This is a genomic window from Pseudobutyrivibrio sp. UC1225, from assembly GCF_900115215.1.
Classification (GTDB): Bacteria; Bacillota; Clostridia; order Lachnospirales; family Lachnospiraceae; genus Pseudobutyrivibrio.
Genome location: NZ_FOVQ01000011.1, coordinates 1 through 23,503, shown reverse-complemented (window position 1 = coordinate 23,503; position 23,503 = coordinate 1). Strand labels below are relative to the sequence as shown.

At 39.4% G+C, this 23,503-nt stretch carries 23 protein-coding genes and 1 pseudogene; 22 read left to right on the top strand and 2 right to left on the bottom strand.

Translation table 11 applies throughout. The features are described from left to right. Positions 1–15 precede the first annotated feature (15 nt). The 9 genes from BMZ41_RS12230 to BMZ41_RS12190 all read left to right on the top strand — a co-directional run bounded on the left by BMZ41_RS12230 (position 16) and on the right by BMZ41_RS12190 (position 8,688). Complete coding sequence (locus BMZ41_RS12230) at positions 16–477, top strand: LytTR family DNA-binding domain-containing protein (protein ID WP_090167898.1); 462 nt, start codon at positions 16–18, stop codon at positions 475–477. Next, positions 474–1,196, top strand: coding sequence for a LiaF transmembrane domain-containing protein (locus tag BMZ41_RS12225; protein ID WP_090530031.1), 723 nt, complete (start codon positions 474–476; stop codon positions 1,194–1,196). The genes BMZ41_RS12230 and BMZ41_RS12225 overlap by 4 nt, the downstream gene beginning before the upstream one ends. A 54-nt stretch (positions 1,197–1,250) precedes the next feature. Further along, entirely contained in the window at positions 1,251–2,114 is an 864-nt protein-coding gene (locus tag BMZ41_RS12220) for a patatin-like phospholipase family protein (RefSeq protein WP_090530028.1), read from the top strand. 1 nt (position 2,115) lies between these two features. Further along, the gene (locus tag BMZ41_RS12215) at positions 2,116–3,681 is read left to right on the top strand and encodes an ABC-F family ATP-binding cassette domain-containing protein (RefSeq protein WP_090167892.1); all 1,566 of its coding nucleotides are present in this window, start codon (positions 2,116–2,118) and stop codon (positions 3,679–3,681) included. Between the two features lie 122 nt (positions 3,682–3,803). Beyond that, positions 3,804–4,745, top strand: coding sequence for an ABC transporter ATP-binding protein (locus BMZ41_RS12210; RefSeq protein WP_028247621.1), 942 nt, complete (start codon positions 3,804–3,806; stop codon positions 4,743–4,745). Next, positions 4,745–5,890, top strand: coding sequence for an ABC transporter permease (locus BMZ41_RS12205; RefSeq protein WP_090530026.1), 1,146 nt, complete (start codon positions 4,745–4,747; stop codon positions 5,888–5,890). Before BMZ41_RS12210 ends, BMZ41_RS12205 begins: the two co-directional genes overlap by 1 nt. After that, on the top strand, positions 5,877–7,040 hold the full coding sequence (locus BMZ41_RS12200) for an ABC transporter permease (protein WP_090530023.1): 1,164 nt from the start codon (positions 5,877–5,879) through the stop codon (positions 7,038–7,040). The genes BMZ41_RS12205 and BMZ41_RS12200 overlap by 14 nt, the downstream gene beginning before the upstream one ends. Then, positions 7,030–8,049 (top strand): sensor histidine kinase, encoded by a 1,020-nt coding sequence (locus tag BMZ41_RS12195; protein WP_090167887.1) that lies wholly within the window; start codon positions 7,030–7,032, stop codon positions 8,047–8,049. Before BMZ41_RS12200 ends, BMZ41_RS12195 begins: the two co-directional genes overlap by 11 nt. Next, entirely contained in the window at positions 8,050–8,688 is a 639-nt protein-coding gene (locus BMZ41_RS12190; protein WP_090167884.1) for a response regulator, read from the top strand. Positions 8,689–8,702: 14 nt separating this feature from the next. On the opposite strand, the gene BMZ41_RS12185 is transcribed toward BMZ41_RS12190, so the two are convergent. Then, entirely contained in the window at positions 8,703–9,479 is a 777-nt protein-coding gene (locus tag BMZ41_RS12185; protein WP_090530020.1) for a histidinol-phosphatase, read from the bottom strand. 187 nt (positions 9,480–9,666) lie between these two features. On the opposite strand from BMZ41_RS12185, the gene BMZ41_RS12180 reads away from it, so the two are divergent. The 7 genes from BMZ41_RS12180 (at position 9,667) to BMZ41_RS12150 (ending at position 18,150) form a co-directional block, all read left to right on the top strand. Next, positions 9,667–10,440, top strand: coding sequence for an SGNH/GDSL hydrolase family protein (locus tag BMZ41_RS12180; protein WP_090530018.1), 774 nt, complete (start codon positions 9,667–9,669; stop codon positions 10,438–10,440). 180 nt (positions 10,441–10,620) lie between these two features. Beyond that, positions 10,621–11,361, top strand: coding sequence for an ABC transporter ATP-binding protein (locus BMZ41_RS12175; protein WP_090167878.1), 741 nt, complete (start codon positions 10,621–10,623; stop codon positions 11,359–11,361). After that, entirely contained in the window at positions 11,361–12,284 is a 924-nt protein-coding gene (locus BMZ41_RS12170) for a SufB/SufD family protein (protein WP_090167876.1), read from the top strand. The genes BMZ41_RS12175 and BMZ41_RS12170 overlap by 1 nt, the downstream gene beginning before the upstream one ends. Positions 12,285–12,414: 130 nt before the next feature. Further along, on the top strand, positions 12,415–12,777 hold the full coding sequence (locus BMZ41_RS12165; RefSeq protein ID WP_090167874.1) for a hypothetical protein: 363 nt from the start codon (positions 12,415–12,417) through the stop codon (positions 12,775–12,777). A gap of 189 nt (positions 12,778–12,966) precedes the next feature. Next, the gene (locus BMZ41_RS12160; RefSeq protein ID WP_090530015.1) at positions 12,967–15,018 is read left to right on the top strand and encodes a methyl-accepting chemotaxis protein; all 2,052 of its coding nucleotides are present in this window, start codon (positions 12,967–12,969) and stop codon (positions 15,016–15,018) included. Positions 15,019–15,181: 163 nt separating this feature from the next. Further along, positions 15,182–16,642 (top strand): carbon starvation CstA family protein, encoded by a 1,461-nt coding sequence (locus BMZ41_RS12155; RefSeq protein ID WP_090530012.1) that lies wholly within the window; start codon positions 15,182–15,184, stop codon positions 16,640–16,642. A 182-nt stretch (positions 16,643–16,824) separates the two neighbouring features. Further along, positions 16,825–18,150: an MFS transporter gene (locus tag BMZ41_RS12150; RefSeq protein ID WP_090530010.1), complete on the top strand. Its 1,326-nt coding sequence runs from the start codon at positions 16,825–16,827 to the stop codon at positions 18,148–18,150. Positions 18,151–18,193: 43 nt separating this feature from the next. On the opposite strand, the gene BMZ41_RS12145 is transcribed toward BMZ41_RS12150, so the two are convergent. Next, positions 18,194–19,891, bottom strand: coding sequence for a carboxylesterase family protein (locus tag BMZ41_RS12145; protein ID WP_090530007.1), 1,698 nt, complete (start codon positions 19,889–19,891; stop codon positions 18,194–18,196). Positions 19,892–20,037: 146 nt separating this feature from the next. On the opposite strand from BMZ41_RS12145, the gene BMZ41_RS12140 reads away from it, so the two are divergent. From BMZ41_RS12140 to BMZ41_RS12115, 6 genes and pseudogenes are all read left to right on the top strand, one after another. Further along, positions 20,038–20,868, top strand: a complete 831-nt coding sequence (locus tag BMZ41_RS12140) for a MerR family transcriptional regulator (protein ID WP_090530004.1) — start codon at positions 20,038–20,040, stop codon at positions 20,866–20,868. A gap of 53 nt (positions 20,869–20,921) precedes the next feature. Further along, the gene (locus BMZ41_RS12135; RefSeq protein WP_090530001.1) at positions 20,922–21,473 is read left to right on the top strand and encodes a DJ-1 family glyoxalase III; all 552 of its coding nucleotides are present in this window, start codon (positions 20,922–20,924) and stop codon (positions 21,471–21,473) included. Positions 21,474–21,486: 13 nt separating this feature from the next. Further along, entirely contained in the window at positions 21,487–21,948 is a 462-nt protein-coding gene (locus BMZ41_RS12130; RefSeq protein WP_090529999.1) for an S-ribosylhomocysteine lyase, read from the top strand. Positions 21,949–21,961: 13 nt separating this feature from the next. Next, positions 21,962–22,648 (top strand): 5'-methylthioadenosine/adenosylhomocysteine nucleosidase, encoded by a 687-nt coding sequence (locus BMZ41_RS12125; protein WP_090529996.1) that lies wholly within the window; start codon positions 21,962–21,964, stop codon positions 22,646–22,648. A 30-nt stretch (positions 22,649–22,678) separates the two neighbouring features. After that, positions 22,679–23,116 carry a phosphoketolase family protein gene (locus tag BMZ41_RS12120; RefSeq protein ID WP_330388886.1) on the top strand — a complete coding sequence of 146 codons (438 nt, stop codon included), beginning with the start codon at positions 22,679–22,681 and terminating at the stop codon, positions 23,114–23,116. A gap of 202 nt (positions 23,117–23,318) precedes the next feature. Beyond that, a pseudogene (locus BMZ41_RS12115) lies at positions 23,319–23,503 on the top strand (hypothetical protein); the annotation flags it as partial.

Sequence of the window (23,503 nt, the reverse complement as noted above, 5' to 3'; positions counted from 1 at the left end):
GAGGCGCCAATAGTTATGAAGATAAATATTGACGTAGATGAGTCTTTACAGCAGGACATGATAACTATTCACTGCCGAGAGATAACAGAGGAGATATTACAGCTGCAGCGACTGTTGTCTGGGGGACAGATGGGGGCACAGAAAATATCAGCCTACATTGATGACACGGAATATTACGTGGAGGTCAAATCAATAATATTTGTTGAGGCTGATGGAAACTACATATCAATCCACACTGGTAAATCCATCTACAGGGTAAGACAAAAGCTATATGAGTTGGAAGAATTGTTACCGAGGGAATTCCTTCGGGTATCAAAATCAACTATCGTAAATACGGAGTTGATAGCTTCCATAAAAAAGAACATTACAGGTGCAAGCGAAATCTCCTTCAGGAATTCCACAAAGAAAGCTTATGCATCGCGAAAGTACATTAAGGCACTTATTGAAATAATGGATGAAAAGAGGATAAAGAGATGACAAAGAAAACAATTAGAAATGCAATTAGAGGTTTGGCACTTATCGCATTTGCGGTATGTTTATTACTTAGCAAATCAAACATTTTCACAGACATGCCTATGGTAAAGATTGCAGTATGCATCATTATGGCGTTATTCTTCGGAGAGCAGCTTCTTGAGAGGAGCTTTGTTGGAATGGCAATTCCAGTTGGTGTGGTCGCATGTTTATTCAGAGAAGAGCTACTTTTAGGCGACGTACACTATGCTATCATTATGATTGCGGTTATATTGATTGGAATTGGACTTTCTACTATCTTTGGTCACAAGCCACATCACATAAACGTTATCCATAATGGCAAGGAACGTACAGTAGATGTATGTGGAAACGCAGAGTACTGGGAAGATGAGGGAACTTTCGACTTAGATAATAGCCTTGGTTCAAAGACACAGTACATCAAGATTAATGATATGAAAAAGGGTACTATCGACAATGCACTTGGTCAGTTGACAGTTTACTTCAATGGAACAACAGTTGATCCAGATGGAGCAGAGCTTGATATTGACAATGGTTTGGGAAGTCTTTCAGTTTATTTCCCAAAGGAGTTCAGAGTATCCTTTAATTGTGATAATGGAATGGGGAGAATCAATATGCATGGTGAGTGCTCACAGGATATGTCACAGCCACTTATCAAAGCAAATGTTGATAATGGAATGGGACAGATTGATTTCTACTTCGAATAATAGGTAATGGCTGAGGGACCAGAGAAGGTCCCTCTTTTTGGAGGTTTAGGCATAATGAAAAAGGGACTTGTTATGGAAGGTGGAGCAATGCGCGGAATCTTCACCTGCGGTGTTATTGATGTATTACTTGAAAATGGAATTGAGTTTGACAGTGCAGTGGGAGTTTCTGCTGGTGCAACTTTTGGAATTAATTTCAAATCAAAGCAGATAGGCCGTCCACTGAGATACAATAAGGTTTACTGTAACGATAAGCGATATTGCAGTGTTAGGTCGCTCATAAAGACAGGTGACCTTTATAATGTTCCATTTTGCTATGGCACTCTGCCATATGAGCTTGATGTGTGGGATTTGGATACCTTCTACAACAATCCTATGGACTTTTACTGCGTTGCCACAGATATAAACACAGGTAAGGCGGTTTATCATAATTGTATCAACAGAGATGAAACCCGTGATGGAATCGACATCAAATGGATACGTGCATCTGCGTCTATGCCAATGTTTGCCCGTCCTGTAGAAATCGACGGCGGCCTGTATCTTGATGGTGGAATGGCAGATTCTATACCTTTGAGGTTTATGGAAAGCGAAAAATGTGATAGAATCCTTGTGATTGAAACCCAGCCTGCTGATTTTGTTAAGAAGCCGCAGAAGTATATGGGACTTGTTAAGCTTATGCTTGGCAAATATCCCAACATGGTGGAGACCATGAGAAACCGCCATATTATGTACAACGAGGAAAAGGAATACGTAAGACAGAAGGAACAGGCGGGAGAAGTTTTTGTTATCAGGCCATCGGAGGCACCAAACATTAATCCTACCGAGAAGAAGCCTGAAGAGCTCCAGAGAGTATACGAAATGGGAAGGGCAGAAGCCATTCGTAACCTTGAGGGGTTAAAGCAGTATTTGAAAGGTAATTAGAATGAGTATTTTAAATGTTGAACATTTGTCCCACGGCTTCGGTGATCGTGCTATTTTTGAGGACGTATCATTTAGGCTTTTGAAGGGAGAGCATATCGGACTTGTCGGAGCTAACGGCGAAGGCAAGTCTACTTTTATGAATATCATCACTGGAAAGCTTCAGCCAGATGAGGGAAAGATTGAGTGGTCAAAGAAGGTTCGTGTTGGTTATCTTGATCAGCACACAGTACTTGAGAAGGGCATGACAATTGGCTCGGTTCTTCACTCAGCCTTCGATTTCCTTTATGACATGGAGCAGGAGATGAATGACATCTATGCCAGCTTGGGAGATGTCACCGATGATGATGAGATGAATAAGCGCATGGAGGAGGCAGGCACCATCGCAGACCTTCTGACTATGCACGATTTTTATATGATAGATGCCAAGGTAGAAGAGGTTGCCAGAGCTCTCGGTGTTCTTGATCTAGGTCTTGATAAGGATGTTACGGAGCTTTCCGGTGGACAGCGTACAAAGGTCCTTATGGCAAAGCTTCTTTTGGAGAAGCCAGACATCCTTCTTTTGGACGAGCCTACTAACTATCTTGATGTAGAGCATATTGAGTGGCTTAAGAGATATCTTAATGATTACGAGAATGCATTTATTCTTATTTCGCATGACGTGCCATTTTTGAATTCAGTTATCAATCTTATCTACCACATGGATAACAAGCAGCTTAACCGTTATGTGGGAGATTATGATAAGTTCCAGGAAGTATATGCCATGAAGCAGAGTCAACTTCAGGCTGCATATAACAGACAGCAGAAGGAAATCGCTGAGCTTAAGGACTTTGTTGCAAGAAATAAGGCGAATGTTGCTACAAGAAATATGGCTATGTCACGCCAGAAGAAGCTTGATAAGATGGATGTTATTGAGCTTGCAGCAGAGAAGCCAAAGCCAGAGTTTTACTTTAAGGAAGCTCGTACACCAAGTAGAGTAATCTTCTCCACAAAGGAGCTTGTTATTGGTTACGATAAGGATGAACCACTTTCAAAGCCTCTTAATCTTGAGATGCAGCGTAAGCAGAAGATTGTACTTACAGGTGCAAACGGTATCGGTAAGACTACTCTTTTAAAGAGTATCTTAGGTCTTATTCCACCACTTTCAGGTACAGTTTATCAGGGTGAGTTCCTTGAAATTGGATACTTCGAGCAGGAGATGGATCAGCACATTTCCACAACCTGTATCGAGGAAATCTGGAACGAGTTCCCTTCATATAATCAGAATGAGGTACGTGCGGCTCTTGCCAAGTGCGGTCTTACTACAAAGCACATTGAGAGTTTATGCCGAGTTCTTTCAGGTGGTGAGCAGGCAAAGGTTCGTCTTTGCAAGCTTTTAAACCGCGAGACAAACCTTCTTCTTTTGGACGAGCCTACCAACCATCTTGATGTAGATGCCAAGGATGAGCTTAAGCGTGCCCTTAAGGAATACAACGGAAGTATTCTTATGGTATGCCACGAGCCTGAGTTCTACGAGGGTCTGGCTACTGATGTATGGGATTGCAGTAAATGGACAACTAAGACAATATAGATTTTTCACACCACATAATGACAAATGTCACTTAACAAAATGACAGCCTTCACTACAGAGGGCTGTCATTTTTATTTATATTATCATCAGAAACAAAAAACGAACCCAAAAAGGAGAAGGATATGAGTCAGTGCGTAGTAGAAATCGAAAACTTAGTAAAAAGATATGGGGATAAGGTGGCAGTAGACCACTTTTCATTAAATGTAAACGAGGGAGAAATTCTTGGACTTCTTGGACCTAACGGTTCAGGTAAGACAACAACAATCAACTGCCTGCTTTCACTTCTTAAGTACGATAAAGGAATAGTGACAATCTTCGATAAAGAGATGAAGCCAGAGGCATACGATATCAAGTCACAGATTGGTGTGGTAATGCAGAATGTGGCAGTAGTTGAAACCCTTACAGTTTATGAAAACGTAGATTTCTTCTGTGGTCTTTACATCAAGGATAAAGCAACAAGAAAGAAATATGTTGAGGATGCTTTGGAGTTCACAGGACTTACAGAATATAAAAAGTATCTTCCAAAGAAGCTTTCTGGAGGTCTTCTTCGAAGATTAAACATCGCCTGCGGAATCGCTCACAAGCCAAAGCTTATCATTTTTGATGAGCCAACAGTAGCAGTTGACCCACAGAGCCGAAATGCAATCCTTGAGGGAATTAGAAAAATGAACAGAGATGGTGCAACAATCATTTACACATCTCACTACATGGAAGAGGTTGAGGAGCTTTGCACACGAGTGGTGATTATGGACCATGGAAAGAACGTTGCAAACGGAACATCTCAGGAGCTTAAATCATCCCTCATAAACAGAGAAACAATCCGTGTTGGTCTTCCTGATAAGTCCGACAAGATTATCGCAGGAATCAAGGAAATCAACCATGTTTATAAGGTTAAGGAGGACGGAGATGATCTGGTTATTAAATGTGATGGTGGAGATCATAACCTGGTACATATCCTCAGTTATTTAAATGATAACAATGTTCCATTTGGTCACGTATCAACAGAACTTCCTACATTAAATGATGTATTCCTTGAAATCACAGGAAAGGAGCTTAGAGATTAATGTTTGGTCGAATCTATGTATATAAATTAAAAGAAATGCTTCGCAACAAGTACGTTGTGGGCTGGAATATCTTCTTCCCACTTGTACTTGCTACAGTATTTTATTTTGGATTTGGAAATCTTATAAGTGATGATCCTGATAATTTCAAAACCATAGATGTTGGATACGTAAATACGAATCTGGAAGAGACAAATTTTGGAATCCTGTTAGAGGAAATGTCAAAGGTAAGTGATGATCACACCAAGATTGTAGAGGTTCATGAGTATTCCTCAAAGGACGAGGCTACTGATGCAATGAATTCCGAAATGATTTCTGGATTCTATGTTGAGGATGGGGATGATATTTCCACATATGTGCTAACAAATGGCTACAAGGCCACCACTTTAAATGAAATAGTAAGAGAATATAAAAATATGTATTCAGTCATTGAGAAAGTGGCACAGGAACATCCTGAAAATCTTCAGAAAGCCATCGATATGGTTTCGAATCAAATGGAGATAATGAAGGAGCATGATTTTGGCACGAACACCTCACCATACCTACAGTATTTCTTCGCTTTGATTGCCATGTCATCACTTTTCAGCTCATGGATTAGTACAGCAATGCTTGAAGGCATGTGCGCAAATATGACTGAGACAGGAAAGAGATTTGAGGTGGCACCTACCAACAAGCTCCTTGCAATCGCAGGCTGTGTTATGGCAGGACTTACAATTCAGTCAGTATCAAATGCAGTACTTGTTGTATATGTTCAGTATATACTTAAAATTAACATGGGAGCGCCATTTATCAACCTTGTTTTGATTACTACACTGGGAAGTGCCCTGGGAATTTCAGCAGGTGTATTGATTGGTTCCTTTATCAAAAACGAGAGATTATTGATTGCAGTACCACTTGTATTTACAATGGGATGCTCATTCTGCAGTGGTCTCATGTGGCATCAGATTAGACAGATTATTGAAAGCAATTGTCCTATTTTAAACAGAATCAACCCAGCGGCACTTTTGGTTGATTGTCTTTATACAAGAGCTACATACGGCAAAACAGATATGTATTATCAGGACATTATGATTATGGGCTGCATGGTTGTTGGAGGTCTTTTTGTAAGCTCATTATTCTTGAGGAGGAGAAAATATGCCAGTATTTAATGCAATTATAAAATCACTTAGAGCGAATATAGTAAACATCATCGTTTATTTTGCAATCTTCGCTGTATTCGGTAATATGCAGGCGAAGGCAACTGTCTCTACTCAGGAAGATATGTTTGAAGATATGCAGGTGACGGTTGCGGTTACAGACAACGATAATTCGGTTCTCAGCCATGCACTTGTTGATTATCTTAAAGAGACACAGATTGTTGTGGATCCAAAGACAGATGACCCACAGGAAATGAATGATAACGTAAGATTTTTAATCTATGAATATGCACTTATTATTCCTGAAGATTTTGAGGAAAAGGTTTTATCAGGTGAGACAGAAAATGTACTTGAATATATTGCACCAGGAACTACTGCTTCTCAGTTTCTTCTCACACAGAAGCTTGGTGACTATTTACAGGATGTTGTGATATATTTAAATAGTGGTTTTAGTGAGGAAGAGGCAATCAGCCTGACCCACGACCAGATGGTAAAGCTTAGTGAAACAAAAGCTACGGTTATGGACTCAGCCGAGGAAAATCATCGTTCATTCTACACAGGAATGTTCACTTTCAATGGTTATACACATATGATTATCCTTTGCATCTGCTGTGCATGCACACTTACATTTATGAAGGACAAGGATGTTAAAAATCGTATATCCGTTAGTGGAATGCATTTCTTCACAAGAAGTGCAGCTACAATCGGTGGTGTGTTTGCAGTAGGAGTGGTTTTGACAACATTAATGATTGGTGTTATCCAGATTATGAGTCTACAGTATGCAAACAATAAGCTTATCTACTACATGATTGACAGCTATAGTCTGATGTTGGTAGGACTTGGAATGGCATATTTCATCTGCTCGCTTACATCAAATGAGAATCTCATCAACATGATTGGAAACATGATGGTGCTTTCTATGAGCTTCCTTTGTGGAGTATTCGTAGATACAGAATTCCTGTCAGATAAGATTGTTCAGATAGCACATTTCATGCCATTGTACTGGTACACCACAGCTATTAAGTTTATAAATGATACTCCAATAAATGAGATTTGGAGTCGCAAGTTTGGTACATATATTTTTATTGAAATCCTCTTTGCATTAGTGTTCATATTTGCAGGAATGATTATTTCAAGGAAAAAGGAACAGTATGCTATTTGATGTGATTATCCGCTTTTTAGCGGCATTAGGATTAACAGTACTTATTAACGCAAGTGGCATTACAACCCTCTCGGTTGTAATGTCTATTTGCGTTTTTTTGATATTAGAAATAAGTCTTTTAGTTGATGATAAACGTATATACGGAGTACTGACCGCTGTGCCATTTGTAGCCACGCTGATATATATGATACGTGAGGATAATACTGCTTTTGGTTATGTGGCGGTGTTTGTAATTATTGCAGCATATACTGTGGTTTCTACAATATTATATGAGCAGGTAATGACCTACAAGAGACTTCTTCATCGTACTAGGGACGACAGTAAGGAGTTGGAGGAAATATTAGAGGAAAAAAATCGAAGGCTTTTGTCAGAGCAGGATCAGCAGGTGCATCTTGCAACCCTTGCAGAGCGAAACAGAATTGCCAGAGAGATTCATGATAACGTGGGGCACCTTTTATCAAGAGCCATCCTGTTGCTGGGAGCCATATCTACTGTGAATAAGGATGAGAATCTTGAGCCTCAGTTAAAGATGCTTGCCAATACTTTGGATGAGTCAATGGCAAAGATGAGAGCATCTGTACACGACCTGCATGATGACTCTATAGATTTGAAAAAGAACTTTGATGACATCATCGGAGAGCTGAAAAGCTTTACCGTAAATACGGATTTAGATTTGGATGAATCTATCCCGACAAATATCAAGCTGTCGCTGATAGGAATTTTAAAAGAGGCAGTTACAAATATCCTGAAGCACTCAAATGGCGACGAGGTATCAATTATCCTTCAAAGAAACTACAGCTTCTGTACCATTTCAATTACGGATAACGGAACAGTGTCACAGGAGATGAAGGAAAAGATTGCTTTAGATGATTATGAAGGCATAGGCCTTACAAATATAAGAAACAGAGCAAATGCTCTTGGGGGAGATGCATACATTTATACCAACGATGGGTTCACAGTTTTTGCTAGGCTTCCCCTTGTAGTAAAAGTGGCTGAAGAGGTGTCATAAATGGAAGACAAGAGGATTTTACTAATCGACGATGATGAGCTAATTACAATGTCCCTTGAAATGATTATCAATGCGGAAGAGGGATTTACAGTAATCGGAAAGGGAAACAGTGGAAGAGAAGGCGTAAAGCTTTATGACGAGCTACAGCCAGATCTGCTTCTCATGGACATTCGTATGGCGGATATGAATGGACTTGAGGCAGCAGAGGAAATCCTTTCAAAGCACAAGGATGCCATTATCCTGTTCCTTACTACTTTTTCAGATGATGAATATATCGTAAAGGCGTTGAAGCTTGGCGTTCGTGGATATCTTTTGAAGCAAGACTATAAATCTCTTCCAGCTGCACTTCATGCAGCAATGGATGGTCAGAGCGTATTTGGTGGGGCTATAGTAGATAAGCTGCCAGCTCTTATGAACAGTGCTACTGAAGAGGAAGCTGGCTTTGACTATCAGTCAAAGGATATTTCTGAAAAGGAATATGAAGTTATTCAGCTTGTGGCTGAAGGATTTTCAAATAAGGAGATTGCCCAGAAGCTTTTCCTGTCTGAGGGTACAGTAAGAAACTATCTTTCCACAATTCTTGAAAAGCTGGAGCTTAGAGACAGAACACAGCTTGCTATTTTCTATTTAAAGAATTAAAAAAGAGCTAAGACCTATTTAACAGGTCTTAGCTCTATTACGTTATCGCCATATTCAATATTATTTCTCTCAAGGAAGGCTACGAAGTCTTCCATCTGCCATGGCTGCATCACATCTTCAGGGTGATGAGCATCGCAACCGATTACAAATTTAGCTCCCATAGCAGAAGCCATGGAGAAGAATCGGTCACTAGGATAATTTCTATTTAAGAAGAATCCCTGCATATTTATTTCAAGTGGAATATTAAGGTCGATGGAAGCTTTAACAATTCTTTTCATGTGGTGCTGGTAAACCATATCAGGACCAACGTAGTTCATCAAATCTGGATGAGCAAGATAGCTGAACAATCCAGTCTGCATTCCTTCTATTGTTAAATCCACATAAGCTTTTACATCTGCTTCATCTGTAGTCTCAGCGCCCACGTAAAATCCATCTATTTCATTAGTAGGTGCAAAGTGCTGCCCCTGAATAATGTAGTCTATAGGATATTGGCGTACCTGCTTCATAAGAGGCTCAAAATATTTATCTGTATATTCAACTTCAAGTCCAATAAAGAGCTGAATATCATTTTTATATTCTTCGCGAAGCTTCACCAGCGTGTCTGTATAGTTTTCCAACTCACTCATGTCCATACGGATGCCAGATTTATATTCTGGTGGATAAGGCTGAGGAGTATGATCTGAAAAGCCTAAGATTTTGAAGCCGTTTTCAATGGCCTTTTCAATATACTCTCTTTCAGTACCAATCGCATGATGACATCTTGTTGTGTGTGTATGGTAATTAGCTAACATAATGTACCTCCAATAGCCTATATAATAACACAAATCAAAATATTAAAATGTGTTTTTTATAGCCAGACGCGTCAAAAGTTTGACAGATTGTGAGAATTATGTTAAAAACTATGGACATAATTTGGACACAACTAGGTACTATAATGCAGAAAGTTTTGGTCACAAAATATTAAGTAGAAAGAGAATTATGAGTAAAAAATATTTAAGATGCGTGGCGGTAGGCTTATTATTTACATTATGCGCGATTCCTTCTTTGAACAGTAATGCTGAGGAGATGACTCAGCCAGTGGAAGTACCGGTTCAGGAAATTCCAGTGCAGGAGATTCCAGTTCAGGATGATTCGGTTCAGGCTCTTACAGAGGAGCAGCAGGCAGAGCTTTTGGTACAGGAGCAGTTGGCTCAGGTAACAGCAGAGCAGGCTACTCGCCAGCTTGTTATCATTGGAGATTCCAGAACTGTTGGAATGAAAAGCGCTGTTGGAAAGAATGCTAATATCTGGTCTGCAAAGGTTGGAATGGGACTTGCGTGGATGAAGAATGTAGGTGTTCCTTCTGTGGAGGCAAGCATTAATGAGAATACTGATGTGGTAATTCTCATGGGTGTAAATGATGTTCGTAGCCTGTCATATACGGATAAATATGTTTCTTACATAAACGATAAGGCGGCGGCATGGACAGCACTTGGTGCAAATGTTTATTATGTATCTGTTAATCCAATGGCCTTTGAGACTAAGAGCTATCCGGGTATTACCAATTCATTAATTGAGAATTGGAATACGAGAATGCAGGCTGGACTTAGTGAGAATGTTCACTACATTGATACATATTCAACAATGCTTGGAAATGTTAGCTCAAAGGATGGTATTCACTACAACAAGAGCACTTACAAGACAATTTATACCCTCATTAACCAGGGAATTATAATGGACAAATTAGAACAGAAGATGGCGAATCTCTGTTAGGGATAAAGGTCTACTGATAACATTTATCAGTAGACCTTTTATTTTGAAAAAAGGCTTAGACAATTTGGACTTTCATGGTATTATAGTTTGGCATAAATTTATTGACCTAATATTTGTAGGGTGATTATCTCTGGCAGGATAATTACCAGTTGTAGTTTATATAGTTAGAGGAGTACTAAAATGTTAGAAATCAAAAACCTTACCTACAGGGTTGATGATGAGGGTGATACTACAAAGGAAATCATCGATGGTCTCAACCTTACTGTAGAGGATGGCAAATTCGTTGTTATCACAGGCCCAAACGGTGGTGGTAAGTCTACACTTGCTAAGCTTATCATGGGCGTTAATCAGCTCACATCAGGCCAGATTATTCTGGATGGTGTGGATATCTCAGAGAAAAATATTACTGAGCGTGCAAAAATGGGAATCAGCTTTGCTTTCCAGGCACCAGTTCATTTTAAAGGAATCAGAGTAATTGATTTACTTCGTCTTGCAGCAGGAGAGCACATCTCTGTTGCAGCAGCATGTGAATACCTTTCAAAGGTAGGCCTTTGCGCTAAGGATTATGTAGAGCGTGAGGTCAACGCATCACTTTCAGGTGGAGAGCTTAAGCGTATCGAAATCGCTACAGTTCTTGCACGTGGAACAAAGCTTTCAATCTTCGATGAGCCAGAGGCTGGTATCGATCTTTGGAGCTTCCAGAACCTTATTAAGGTTTTCGAGAACATGAGAAAGACTGTAAATGGTACTATCATTGTCATCTCACACCAGGAACGTATTCTTAACATCGCCGATGAAATCGTTGTTATCGAGAACGGTAAAGTTAAGAAGCAGGGACCAAAGGAAGAAATCCTCCCAGAGCTTCTTGGTACATCATCAGCTGTTGGAGCAGCTTGCGAGAAGTTAGGAGGTGACCAGTAATGACACTTGATGCAATTCAAAAGAACATTTTACATGAGGTTGCAGATTTAGATAGTATTCCACAGGGTGCATACAATATCCGCGCTAATGGAACAAGCGCTGGTCGCAATACTACAGCAAACATCGATATTGTTACAAAGGAAGATAAGCCAGGTATTGATATTATTGTAAAGGCTGGCACAAAAGGCGAAAGCGTTCATATCCCAGTTGTTCTTTCAGAGAGCGGACTTAAGGATATGGTATATAACGATTTCTACATTGGCGAGGACGCTGATGTTACTATCGTAGCCGGTTGTGGTATTCACAACTGCGGAGATCAGGATTCTCAGCACGATGGTATTCATACATTCCATGTAGGAAAGAATGCCAAGGTTAAATACGTAGAGAAGCACTACGGCGAGGGCGACGGTAAGGGCGCTCGTATCCTTAATCCTGTTACAGAGGTTTACCAGGAGGAAGGCAGCTATGTAGAGATGGAGATGGTACAGATTAAGGGTGTTGATTCTACAGTCCGTACTAATCTTGCAGAGCTTAAGGAGGGTGCTACTCTTCTTATTCACGAAGCACTTATGACTCATGGCTCACAGACAGCTACTTCAGATTACAAGGTAGTGCTTAACGGTGAAGGTTCTAGCGCAGACGTTGTTTCACGTTCAGTTGCCAAGGATGATTCAGAGCAGATTTTCGAGGTTTCAATCGAAGGTAACACAGCTTGTAATGGACATGCTGCTTGTGATGCTATCATCATGGGTAACGCACACGTTGTTGCTATTCCAAAGCTCGATGCTAAGAATGTTGATGCAGCTCTTATTCACGAGGCTGCCATTGGTAAGATTGCTGGTGATCAGCTTATTAAGCTTATGTCTCTTGGTCTTACAGAAGAAGAGGCTGAGGAGCAGATTGTAGCGGGATTCTTACGTTAAAAGCGACAACAAAATACAATTTGTTTCTTAGTGAAAAAACAAAGAATTTACTATCTATTCTTTGTGTATTTTCGTTTTCAACCCTCCAAAGATGATACTATCGTAGTAGTCACCTATGGAGGGTTTTTATATGGCTATTTCACCTATTCGTGGAGTAAATTCATATATGTCTACATCAAGTGTTCAGCCTATGAGCTATGCAGTGGAAAATGAGTCTGAGGTTTCAGATGTCTTTGCTGCGGAGGTTACACAGAACACTGCTGGTGTAAATGGAGCTATCCCTGTCCAGTATCCTAATGCGACTGTAAAGACTGAGCCAGTTGAGAAGGAGAGACTTATTGATCCGACAGCAATGTTGGAGCAGAGAAGAAAAACTGCCAGTGCTTTCAACGAGATAGCTTCACAGTTTAGAACCGCAAACACAGGTTATAGCAAAGCAGGAATCGGCAATTCCTATGGACTTGCAGGAAACAGATTTGATGCATTTGCTTAATAAAAAGATTTAGATTATATAGAGGGCTAATGTGAGGTTCACATTGGCCCTTAATTATTTATGACAAGAAAAATTCATTTCTTAGTTTTTTTAAAATAAAATACACATTTAATAAACAATTTATTTGGATTTGTTTGGTATATTAGGAGTGATGTAATGGGGTGATTTATATTGGGTTGGGAGGTTTTTATGCGTTTCAAGAAACTGTCAGTAAGAATAACTATATATATTATTATTGCTACATCTATAGGCATAATTATGCAGAATTTCATAGCATCTTACAGCATGTACAATATGATGCAGGATAATGCAGAAAAAACCTTGACAGGATTTGTTGAGCAAATTACAGCACGTCTTGATGCATATACCCAAAAGCAGTATGCATATCTAGATGGGTTTATGATCTCAAAGGAGATGTCATCACTGAAGGAATTTCCAGATGACCCGGCTATACAGGAAGCTGCTGAGATTTATACAAAAGATTTTATGAATGCAATTCCAAATAGTAAAAGCTTATTCTATGTGGAATACAATGGAAAGGTATTGACCCATACACGACCTGATATGATAGGCTATCAAAATGACCCTGAGCTGATTAAGATGATTCAGGGACTCTATTATAATACTGAAGGAAAAACAGTTTATAATAGCGTTACAGCAGTATCTCCAGCTACAGGTGATATTAGCCTAGTTTTTGCTCGTTCATCATATAAAAATAATGGTCAGCCAGCAGGCTATTGTTCTGTTGAAATAGATAAAACAGAGTTCTATGATTTGCTGGAACAAGGAATTCATCTTGCAGATAACCAGGATGTCATTTTGACAGGAATCAGAAATCCTGTAGTTTATTATTCCAACAACCCAGAAGAAATTACATTAGCACCAGAAAATCCTGCTGTATTGTCTGTGATGGAAAATGTGTCGGCTGGTACCGATGAAACAATAGAAGGAGTTGTTCGTTATAACCAGGTTGGTACTAATCGACCTATGTATGGATATTATGAGTACTTGCCAGCGAATGACTGGCTGCTGTTTGTAGGAACAGACACAAATGAGTTTTATGGTCCGGCATATGCCACAACAAACAAAATGATAATTAACGGATTAGTGATTATTATTTTGATTGGTTTGTTACTAGTATTATTAATTGGCCATATGATTAAGCCAATTACAAAGATACAGGAGGCATTGGCGAAAGTTGCAGCGTTAGATTTAAGTGATAACAATGAAATTGCTGGATTTGAAAAGAGAGCGGATGAAATAGGAAAGCTTGCAGCTGATACTAAACGAGTAATTTTCAGCTTGCGAGGCGCCGTGAGTGTGTTCAAGGAATACAGCAATGTAATGGATGATAGTGCAGGTAATTTGGATGATGCGTCAAAGGTATTAGCTAATATTACCGCTGAGAATAAAGATATAGCCGATAATTTGGCAGTAAAAATTAATGAGACAAATGAAGCTATTGAAACAGTTCATGCAGAAATAGAGAATATTGTTTCTTTGGTTGATGAGGTATCTACGAAGGTTGAAGTGGGACAGGAGGATTCCGAAGAGTTAATAAAATCAGCAGCCGAGATTAATGATAAGATTGATGAAGAGATTCAGAAAAATATGTCTATGCTTCAGGAGACTATGGCATCTATGCAGGAGGCACTTGAAAGCCTAAAGGCCGTTGAACAGATTAATGTACTTGCAGAGGATATTATGTCAATCACCTCCCAGACAAATCTGTTGTCACTTAATGCGTCTATCGAGGCGGCAAGAGCAGGTGAGGCAGGTAGAGGTTTTGCTGTAGTTGCTGGAGAAATCGGAGCTTTGGCAGAACAGTCCAAGGAAACCGCCATGAACATTACAGAGATAGTTGCAGCCAGCAATGAATCTGTAAGCAACGTAAGAAATCAGGTTTCAAATCTTATTGAATTTATAAAGAACGATGTTATTGCAAGTTTTGAGGTGTTCTCAGAACAAAGCAAGCATTACGACGAGGGTATATCAACCATCAAGCAGGCAGTGGCTGATATAGGTGATGTAATGGATAATCTGACTGCATCCATTGACGAGATTGCCAAGCAGATTGAATCAGTCAATGATGCTTCTGCAGAAAATACAGAAGGTGTTGCCAGCATCCTTGGAAAGAATACTCAGTCTGATGAGTTATCTCAGGGAATGCAGGATTTGGCAGAGGAAACAAAACGTAATGCCAGCGATTTGAAGATTGCTATTAATCAGTTTAATGTTTGATTAATAAGTGCTGTAGTTGAGGCAAGAGCAAAGGCTCTTGCCTCTTTTATGTATTTATTGTGAAATTTTAACCAGCTTTGTTGAACTGTGAATTTACGAGAACTATAATCAAGCTGAAAAGGGTCCAATTTGGACGTTAAAATGAATGGGGGTGAATTTTTTTATGATCAGCTTTCTAGTTTGTTTAGCAGTACTCATCGGTGGCTACTTTGTTTATGGCAGAATTGTCGAGGGTATTTATGGCCCTGACGACAGAGAAACTCCTGCGGTACGAATCAACGATGGTGTTGATTTTGTAGTAATGCCTAAATGGAAGCTGTTCCTTATCCAGCTTCTAAATATTGCTGGACTTGGACCTATCTATGGCGCATTAGCAGGTGCACAGTGGGGTACCTCAGTATTCCTTTGGATTACACTTGGTACTATTCTTGCAGGTGGTGTTCATGATTTCTCAGTAGGATTTATGAGTATGCGTCATGACGGCGCAAGTGTTTCTGAGCTTACAGGTATTTATCTCGGAAAAGTTATGAAGACTATCATGCGAATTTTCAGTGTAGTTCTTCTTGTTATGGTTGGTACAGTATTTGCTGTAGGACCAGCAGGACTTATTTCACTTTTGATTGGTAATCACGGAGGCAGCGGCCTTCTTACTAATACATATTTCTGGCTTGCTATTATTTTGGTTTATTATTTCATAGCAACCTTTATTCCAATCGACAAGATTATTGGAAAGCTTTATCCAGTATTTGGTATTTGTCTTTTAGTAATGGCTGTTGGTGTTGCAATTGGTATCTTTACTCACGGATACTCAATTCCTGAAATCGAGCTTGCAAATCTTCATCCATCAACTACACCTATTTGGCCAATGATGTTCGTATCAGTTGCCTGCGGTGCTATTTCAGGTTTCCATGCTACACAGTCTCCACTTATGGCTCGTTGCTGTAAGACAGAGAAGGAAAGCCACATGGTATTCTATGGCGCTATGGTATGCGAAGGTGTTATCGCTCTTATTTGGGCAGCAGCAGGTAGTGCAGTTTATGCTAGAACTGGCGGATTGACAGTAGGATTAACAGAGATGCTTGCAAATGGTCAGGCAACTTGTGTATATGATATCTGTACAAAGACAATGGGTGGCGTTGGTATCATCCTTGCAATGCTTGGTGTTATTGCATGCCCTATTACTTCAGGTGATACAGCATTCCGTTCAGCTAGACTTGTTATTGCAGACTGGTTCAAGATTGAGCAGAAACAATATCGCAATCGTTTATACATATGCGTACCTCTTCTTGCAGCAGGCGCATTAATCAGCCAGTTAAATTACGGTGTAATCTGGAGATATTTCAGCTGGTCTAATCAGACACTTGCTATGATAGCTCTTTGGACCGCATCAATGTACTTATACAAGAATGCAAAGAATTACTGGATTACAGTTGTTCCAGCAACATTTATGTCAGCTGTATCAGTTACATATTTCTTCTGCGCACCAGAGTGCTTACATTTATCAACGGCAATTGCTTATCCAATCGGACTTGTAGCAGCGCTTGTATTCTTAGGATTATTCTTCCATGCAACTGCTGAACATCATGAGTTCTTTAAGCATTTCCATCTGTTCCATCATACCTAAAAAGGACAGGTGAAGTAGATAAACAGAACTAAATAGTTTGTTAGAAAGAGGTCATAGCGATATGGCCTCTTTTTTGTGCTGAAAAACATTATTATGTTACGAATAACACTTTAAAGTGCTAAACAATTATGGTACAATTCGGGTACTATGCGGACAATATCTGCTATATTCGGAGGAGAATAATGGACAACAAGAAGATTGGCTACAAGGACGTATTTACACAAACTGAATATGTCAAAATGATGTTTGCGGCACTTATTAACAGATTTGGAGATTCTATTGATGCAATTGCCAGCACCTGGATCGTTTATCAGCTTACCAGTTCAGCAGCATGGTCTGCGTTGATATTCGGTATAAATAATCTTCCTACAGTTGTAGTGACTCCTCTTGCTGGAGCCTGGGTAGAGGGAAGAAACAAAAAGAGAATAATGATAGTGACAGATTTGATTCGAGCTGTAGTTGTGGCTGCCGTTGCGTCACTATTTTTATTTGGTCTTTTGCAGCCATGGATGTTACTTATTTCTACAATTACTATCTCAACTGCAGAAGCTTTTAGAGGACCTGCAAATACTGCTATAACGCCTAACATTCTTGAAGAAGAAATGTATGAATTTGGAATGTCATTAAAGGATTCATTATCCCAAATTGTTCAGCTTATTGGTTTAGGTTGTGCTGCCGGAATTATAGCGCTTATTGGCATATCAGGTGCATTATATATTGATATGGCTACATTTATAATTTCAGCTGCAATAATATTATTCGTAAATACGAAGGAGACAATTACTGAAAAAGTAGTGTTTAATGCTAAGAACTATGTGACTGACCTTGTAGAAGGTATTAAGTATGTTTCAAAGGACGAGGTTATTGTGTTCTTCTTGTGGTTTTCAGTATTCATTAATGCAGTGTTAGTACCACTGAATGGTTTACAAGCACCAATGGTAGAAGAAATTCTTCATAGTGGGGTAGAGGCATTATCAGTTTTCTCAATTGCATTTACTATAGGTATGCTTTTGGGTGCAGTGGTATATCCATTTGTATCAAGGAAAATTGGCAATGTAGCAATATTCTGGGGAATGGGAATTATGATTAGTGGATATTATATACTTATGGTGGCATTACAACCATTGTATGTGAATCAGTGGGTGACATATGCGATATTATCAGTATTATCAGTCCTTACAGGTATGATAATAGCCATAGCTAATTCAATGACTAGTGTAATATTTATGAAAAAAGTTAAGAAGGAATATATCGCCAGAGCAGCAGCTATCGCTACATCGGTTTGTGTTGCAGCTATGCCAATAACATCATTCTTAGTTAGTGCTGTTGTTACAGTAGTATCAGTTAAGGCAATCTTTATTGTCAGTGGTATTTTGGCATTTCTTGTAACAGCGCTTATGTCTAGGAAAGCATATCTTCTTAGTGATGATGAACCAGCTTCAGCTATATCATGTGAAGAGTCAGTTGAAACAGATGTAGAAGTTAATTCAATTGAGGAAGCCATATAAACTATAAAGGGGCGGTACATTATGTGCCACCCCTTTTAAATGATTATTTATTCTTATAGTAGTTGTCTAATGTAGATGAGAACCATCTTCCATTAAGAACGTTTTTACCCATAAGGTCCTTTACATCATCTGAAACAATATTGTCTGAGTTCATCTGACCAATAATCTTTCCATATGATGAAGAGACATTTTCAAGAGAAACAATAGCGTTATTAGCATCAGCATCAAGGACTAGTGATACAGGATTAGAGCTTGTCCAATTGCTCCACTTATCTAAGCCAGCGCCATTTGGATTGCCAGTAGCAATAAAGTTGCTGAGATACTGATCAAATACATTCGCCATATTCTGGTAGCCTGTAGCACTAAAATCAGCAAAGCTTCCGTAAGAATGATTATCTGTAAGCATAGGTACAAATATTCCATGGAAGGAACCCATTAATGGTATTCTGGTTGCACTGTTATTGCTACCGTATCTTACCTGACAGAGGTACATGTTGTTTTTATATTTGCCATACATTTCTTCAGCAGAGCACTGTGCATTGAAGATTCTGTACATTTCTGAACCGTACTCAATAGAATATGATTTAGCAAGATCCTGAGTTTTTGCATCAAAAGCCTTCATATCAGCACCTGAGAAATATCCATCATACGCAGAGAATAAACTGAATTCTGTCTCACCTGTAAGCATTAATACAGGAACATTGTTGAACTTAGTTGTCTTGAAGCCTTCTGAAGGAATGACAACATCATCAGCATATAAATGAGGGAACACGCTCATTCTGATGCCTGCGTTTGACATAAGCTGGCAGAGACGGTCAGCACCGATTCCTTTCATGTATGTAACTACAGCTGGGTCATTAGATAATAACCATGTTTTAGCTGTTTCTATATCAGCAAATAAGCCATCCTCTACTGCTAAAGGAGCAACAGCTTTAGCCATGATTTCAGCACTTTCATCCTTGTCAGCGACTGTCATACCACCTGAGTAAACTACAGCCTTATCAAATTTGCCTTCGAAAAGTGGGCTGATAAGCATAGCCATTACATCACGACCACCTGCAGAGAATCCTGACACTGTGATGTTATTAGGATTTCCACCGAACTGTGCAATGTTATTTTTCACCCAGTCGAGAGCCATTGCGATATCTAACATAGCATAGTTGCCAGTAGAACCTTCTGTTGTATGGAAAGCTGGAAGTGCATTAAATCCAAGAATTCCAAGACGATAGTTAAGAGAAACATAGATGCAATTTTCATCTACAGTAATTTGAGTACCGTCAATCTCTGTTGAGCTTCCAGTCTGATTGTTTCCACCGTGGATATAAACCATTACAGGAAGATTTTCCGCATTAGCTGGTGCGTAAACATCAAGGTTTAGACAGTCTTCAGAACCAGAGACTACTGTCTTTCCAGTTGCATAATCCTTTCCGCTTTGGATAGCCTTATTGCCAAGCTTTGAGCAATCTAATGGTGTAGCCCAGCTTGTAGGAGCAGTAGGAGCAGCCCATCTTAAATCACCAGTAGGTGCAGCAGCGTATGGGATAGAATACCATACATTACATGTGTCGGTGCTGGTTCCTTTAACAGCACCATATTGTGTCTGTTTTACAAGTGATGTTGCAGCTACGTCTTTTTCAACGCTAATGGTTGTTTCTGGAGCAGCTAATACTGTCAGGCTAGAACTGCTAACCATTGCAATGGCAAGTGATAATGCCATAATTCTTGATAACCTCTTTTTCATTTTCTTCTTCTCCTTTTTCATCCCAAAAAGTTTTTATGAGATGAGTATAGAGGGTGGTAGTAACTACCATGCAACTAAAAATACGTTAATTGAATTTTAGTAAAATTGCCGATATAATTGTGAATCATCATTTTAGAGGAAAAGAAATGAAAAAAAGATTCTTATCAATCGGAGATTATTCCAAAAAAGTGGGAGTCTCTCCTGAATTTCTCAAGTTTTATGAAAAGAAGGGATTAGTATCACCTGCATGGAAGGATGACAGATCCTACAGATACTATGCTGACTATCAGGTGACCCATTTTATGGAATACCAGCAGCTAAGCAGAATGGGGGTATCCTTAGAGGATGCTAAGGAAATCCAAGAACATGCCAGTCTCGAAGAAAGACTTAATATCTATAAAAAAGCCTGTGAGGAAAAGAGACAGGAACTGGAGCAGATGGAATTATTCCTAGAGCAAATAGAGGATACATCAAATGCGATAGAAAATATAGCTAAAAACAGAGGATGGAGAATAGCCGAAGTGCCGGTATCCTATTTTGTATATCCGAAATCCTTCGAGCATAAAGAATCTGTTAAGAATCCTGTATGGAAAGACAATTTCAGTATGAATATCACACAGTATGTGAAATTGAAGGACCGTAATTGCGATAGGCTAGAAGAAGGAAATTTCGAGCGCCTTTGGGGAGCTGTGCAGCCTTTTTCAAACATCATTTACAAAGAAGCCAGCAATAACCCTAATAATGAAATAATGGTTGTGGGCGGAGTAAAGTGTTTTGTATATGAACATGCCATCCCAACAGACTATGATGAGTCAGGGAAGCTGAGTGATAAGGTATGGGATTTATCGGAGCCACTCAAAATCCTGAAAGACAATGGAATGAAAAATAAGGGAGTGGTATGGCAGAAACGATTATGTGTTAGCCATGAGGCAGATGGCGAGTTTTTGCAGGTGCAGACTACAATACCAATAGAATAAATGGTATTATAAAAGTGCTGTGGATATATTTTGAGAATAAATGGGAGGTAAGCATGAGCAAAGTATTAATATTTATGGCAGAGGGCCACGAGGAAATCGAAGCCCTTACAGTAGTAGATTTACTTAGACGTGCAGGAATAGAGATAGAAACAGTTTCAGTAACCAGCAACAGAATGGTTCCAGGCAGTCATGGAATAGTAACAGTATGTGATCAGCTTATTGAAGAGGTGGATTTTGACAGTGCAGATATGCTTGTGCTTCCAGGTGGGATGCCAGGTACACTTAATCTTGAACTTTGTCAGCCTCTTATGGAGCAGGTTCATAAGTTTAACAATTCAGGCAAGAATATAGCTGCTATCTGCGCAGCACCTACAGTATTTGGTAAGGCAGGACTTCTTAAGGGAAAGAAGGCTACATGTTATCCAGGAATGGAAAATGATTTGGATGGTGCTAAGGTTTCAACTGATGAGGTTTGTCACGATGGAAATATCATCACTAGCCGTGGTCTTGGAACAGCTATCCCATTTGCACTGGAAATAGTTAGAACCTTCCAGGGTGATGTAGCTGCTGATAAATTAGCAAAAGCTATTGTATATAAAGGATAGAAAGAGGAAAGAAATGGAAAAAATAAAGAGTTTCACAATCAATCACAACATTCTTACACCAGGATTTTACATTTCACGTGTAGATGATGGTGATATCATCACTTACGATTTACGTACACGTAAGCCAAATGCAGGCGACTACATGGACAATGCTACAATGCATTCAGTTGAGCATATGATTGCTACTTACATCCGCAATTCTGAGATTGCAGACCATGTTATCTACTTTGGACCAATGGGATGCCAGACAGGCTTTTACCTTGTAGTTAAGGGCGTAGATTCAAAGAAGACCTTCGAGGTAGTTAAGAAGGTATTTGAGCAGACTGTAAATCACGATGGAGATGTATTCGGAAAGAGTGCCATCGAGTGTGGTCATTATGAGAATTTGGATATTGAGCTCGCTAAGAAGGAGTGCGCTCGTTATCTTGAAGTGCTTAATTCTTGGACTAATATGGAATTCACATATCCAGAATAGGAGGAAAATATAAATGACATTAGGTATTATTGGTGCTATGCAGATGGAGATTGAGAATCTCAAGCCATCTATCAAGAATCCTACATTAGAGACAATCAGTGGTGCCACATTCATCAAGGGCCAGATTGATGGTGTTGATGTAGTTGCGGCAGTCAGCGGTGTGGGAAAGGTCTTTGCAGCCGTATGCACAGAGATTATGATTCTTCACTTTGGTGTAGATCGTATTATCAACATCGGTGTTGCAGGCACACTTGTTAGAGACCTTAAGGTGCTTGATGTAGCTGTTGCGGAATCAGCAGTTCAGCACGATATGAATACAACAGCTCTTGGTGATCCAGTTGGTCTTATCTCTGGAATCAACGTAATCAACTTTGAGGCTGATAAGGAGCTTACTAAGATCGTATGTGATGTTCTTAAGGATAAGGGCATTTCTTTCCAGAAGGGTGTCATTGCTTCTGGTGATATGTTTGTAGATACAGATAAGCAGCGTGACAGAATCCGCCAGAATTTCCAGGCTATCGCCTGCGAAATGGAGGGCGCTAGCATCGCTCATGTTTGCTACATCAACAATGTTCCATTTACACTTATTCGTTCTATCTCTGATGGAGACGGAAGTGCCATGGATTACAACACATTTGCTGGCAAGGCAGCAGAGCAGTCTATTAGTATTGTGTTGGATGTTATTAAGCGATTAAACTAAGGTAAAATTATGTAGAATATTTTAAGGATAATGCCAGACATTAAGGTTCGTTTCGTAAACGTAGTTGACCTTATGAAGATGGAGCCAAGCAATAAGCATCCACATGGTCTTTCAGATGTAGAGTACGATTCAATCTTTACAAAGGATAAGCCAATCATATTCGCATTCCACGGATATCCAACACTTATCCACGAGCTTACATACACAAGACATAACAGAAACATCCACGTTTATGGATATCATGAAGAAGGTACAATCACAACTCCATTCGATATGAGAGTTCAGAACAAGATTGACCGTTTCAACCTTGTTATCGCTATGCTTAACTACATGCCTGAGATGGAAAACAAGGGCGCATTCTTAAAGCAGAAGATGAGAGATAAGCTTGTTGAGCACAAGACATATATTCACGATATCGGCGTAGATATGCCAGAAATCGCTGAGTGGAAGTGGACAGGACTTAACTAATGATTTAAAAGCTCATTGCCTTTTGGCAATGGGCTTTTTTAGGTTTGCGCGCCATGGGCGCGCTCTAACGCAATGGCATTAAGTTAAGAAAAAAATTTAAAATAGCTTGACAAATATTTCATAGTGTGCGGATTTTTTGCTAATTACTTAGCAAAAAATCCCTTGTGATTAAGTACATTCATTTTTTCACAGGAGGAACCGCATGAAATATTTAAAACCTAACACACTACGTAGAAATTTATTTGATTCTATTGACCAAATTTTACTTAACAAAGCATCTTATGTAAAAAATCCAACTGACCACTCTAGAACGCGTAAGCTTTCTTTTAAAGCTATTATTAACTCAATTCTCCAAATGTCTGGAGGTAGTATAAACAACGAACTCTT

What these genes read in the sequence shown, in the direction of transcription:
- BMZ41_RS12180 (WP_090530018.1), top strand. Translation starts at nt 9,667, where the DNA reads ATGAGTAAAAAATATTTAAGATGCGTGGCGGTAGGCTTATTATTTACA.
- BMZ41_RS12220 (WP_090530028.1), top strand. Translation starts at nt 1,251, where the DNA reads ATGAAAAAGGGACTTGTTATGGAAGGTGGAGCAATGCGCGGAATCTTC.
- BMZ41_RS12155 (WP_090530012.1), top strand. Translation starts at nt 15,182, where the DNA reads ATGATCAGCTTTCTAGTTTGTTTAGCAGTACTCATCGGTGGCTACTTT.
- BMZ41_RS12200 (WP_090530023.1), top strand. Translation starts at nt 5,877, where the DNA reads ATGCCAGTATTTAATGCAATTATAAAATCACTTAGAGCGAATATAGTA.
- BMZ41_RS12185 (WP_090530020.1), bottom strand. Translation starts at nt 9,479, where the DNA reads ATGTTAGCTAATTACCATACACACACAACAAGATGTCATCATGCGATT.
- BMZ41_RS12210 (WP_028247621.1), top strand. Translation starts at nt 3,804, where the DNA reads ATGAGTCAGTGCGTAGTAGAAATCGAAAACTTAGTAAAAAGATATGGG.
- BMZ41_RS12160 (WP_090530015.1), top strand. Translation starts at nt 12,967, where the DNA reads ATGCGTTTCAAGAAACTGTCAGTAAGAATAACTATATATATTATTATT.
- BMZ41_RS12215 (WP_090167892.1), top strand. Translation starts at nt 2,116, where the DNA reads ATGAGTATTTTAAATGTTGAACATTTGTCCCACGGCTTCGGTGATCGT.
- BMZ41_RS12165 (WP_090167874.1), top strand. Translation starts at nt 12,415, where the DNA reads ATGGCTATTTCACCTATTCGTGGAGTAAATTCATATATGTCTACATCA.
- BMZ41_RS12150 (WP_090530010.1), top strand. Translation starts at nt 16,825, where the DNA reads ATGGACAACAAGAAGATTGGCTACAAGGACGTATTTACACAAACTGAA.
- BMZ41_RS12190 (WP_090167884.1), top strand. Translation starts at nt 8,050, where the DNA reads ATGGAAGACAAGAGGATTTTACTAATCGACGATGATGAGCTAATTACA.
- BMZ41_RS12135 (WP_090530001.1), top strand. Translation starts at nt 20,922, where the DNA reads ATGAGCAAAGTATTAATATTTATGGCAGAGGGCCACGAGGAAATCGAA.
- BMZ41_RS12120 (WP_330388886.1), top strand. Translation starts at nt 22,679, where the DNA reads ATGCCAGACATTAAGGTTCGTTTCGTAAACGTAGTTGACCTTATGAAG.
- BMZ41_RS12130 (WP_090529999.1), top strand. Translation starts at nt 21,487, where the DNA reads ATGGAAAAAATAAAGAGTTTCACAATCAATCACAACATTCTTACACCA.
- BMZ41_RS12225 (WP_090530031.1), top strand. Translation starts at nt 474, where the DNA reads ATGACAAAGAAAACAATTAGAAATGCAATTAGAGGTTTGGCACTTATC.
- BMZ41_RS12205 (WP_090530026.1), top strand. Translation starts at nt 4,745, where the DNA reads ATGTTTGGTCGAATCTATGTATATAAATTAAAAGAAATGCTTCGCAAC.
- BMZ41_RS12195 (WP_090167887.1), top strand. Translation starts at nt 7,030, where the DNA reads ATGCTATTTGATGTGATTATCCGCTTTTTAGCGGCATTAGGATTAACA.
- BMZ41_RS12230 (WP_090167898.1), top strand. Translation starts at nt 16, where the DNA reads ATGAAGATAAATATTGACGTAGATGAGTCTTTACAGCAGGACATGATA.
- BMZ41_RS12140 (WP_090530004.1), top strand. Translation starts at nt 20,038, where the DNA reads ATGAAAAAAAGATTCTTATCAATCGGAGATTATTCCAAAAAAGTGGGA.
- BMZ41_RS12170 (WP_090167876.1), top strand. Translation starts at nt 11,361, where the DNA reads ATGACACTTGATGCAATTCAAAAGAACATTTTACATGAGGTTGCAGAT.
- BMZ41_RS12125 (WP_090529996.1), top strand. Translation starts at nt 21,962, where the DNA reads ATGACATTAGGTATTATTGGTGCTATGCAGATGGAGATTGAGAATCTC.
- BMZ41_RS12145 (WP_090530007.1), bottom strand. Translation starts at nt 19,891, where the DNA reads ATGAAAAAGAGGTTATCAAGAATTATGGCATTATCACTTGCCATTGCA.
- BMZ41_RS12175 (WP_090167878.1), top strand. Translation starts at nt 10,621, where the DNA reads ATGTTAGAAATCAAAAACCTTACCTACAGGGTTGATGATGAGGGTGAT.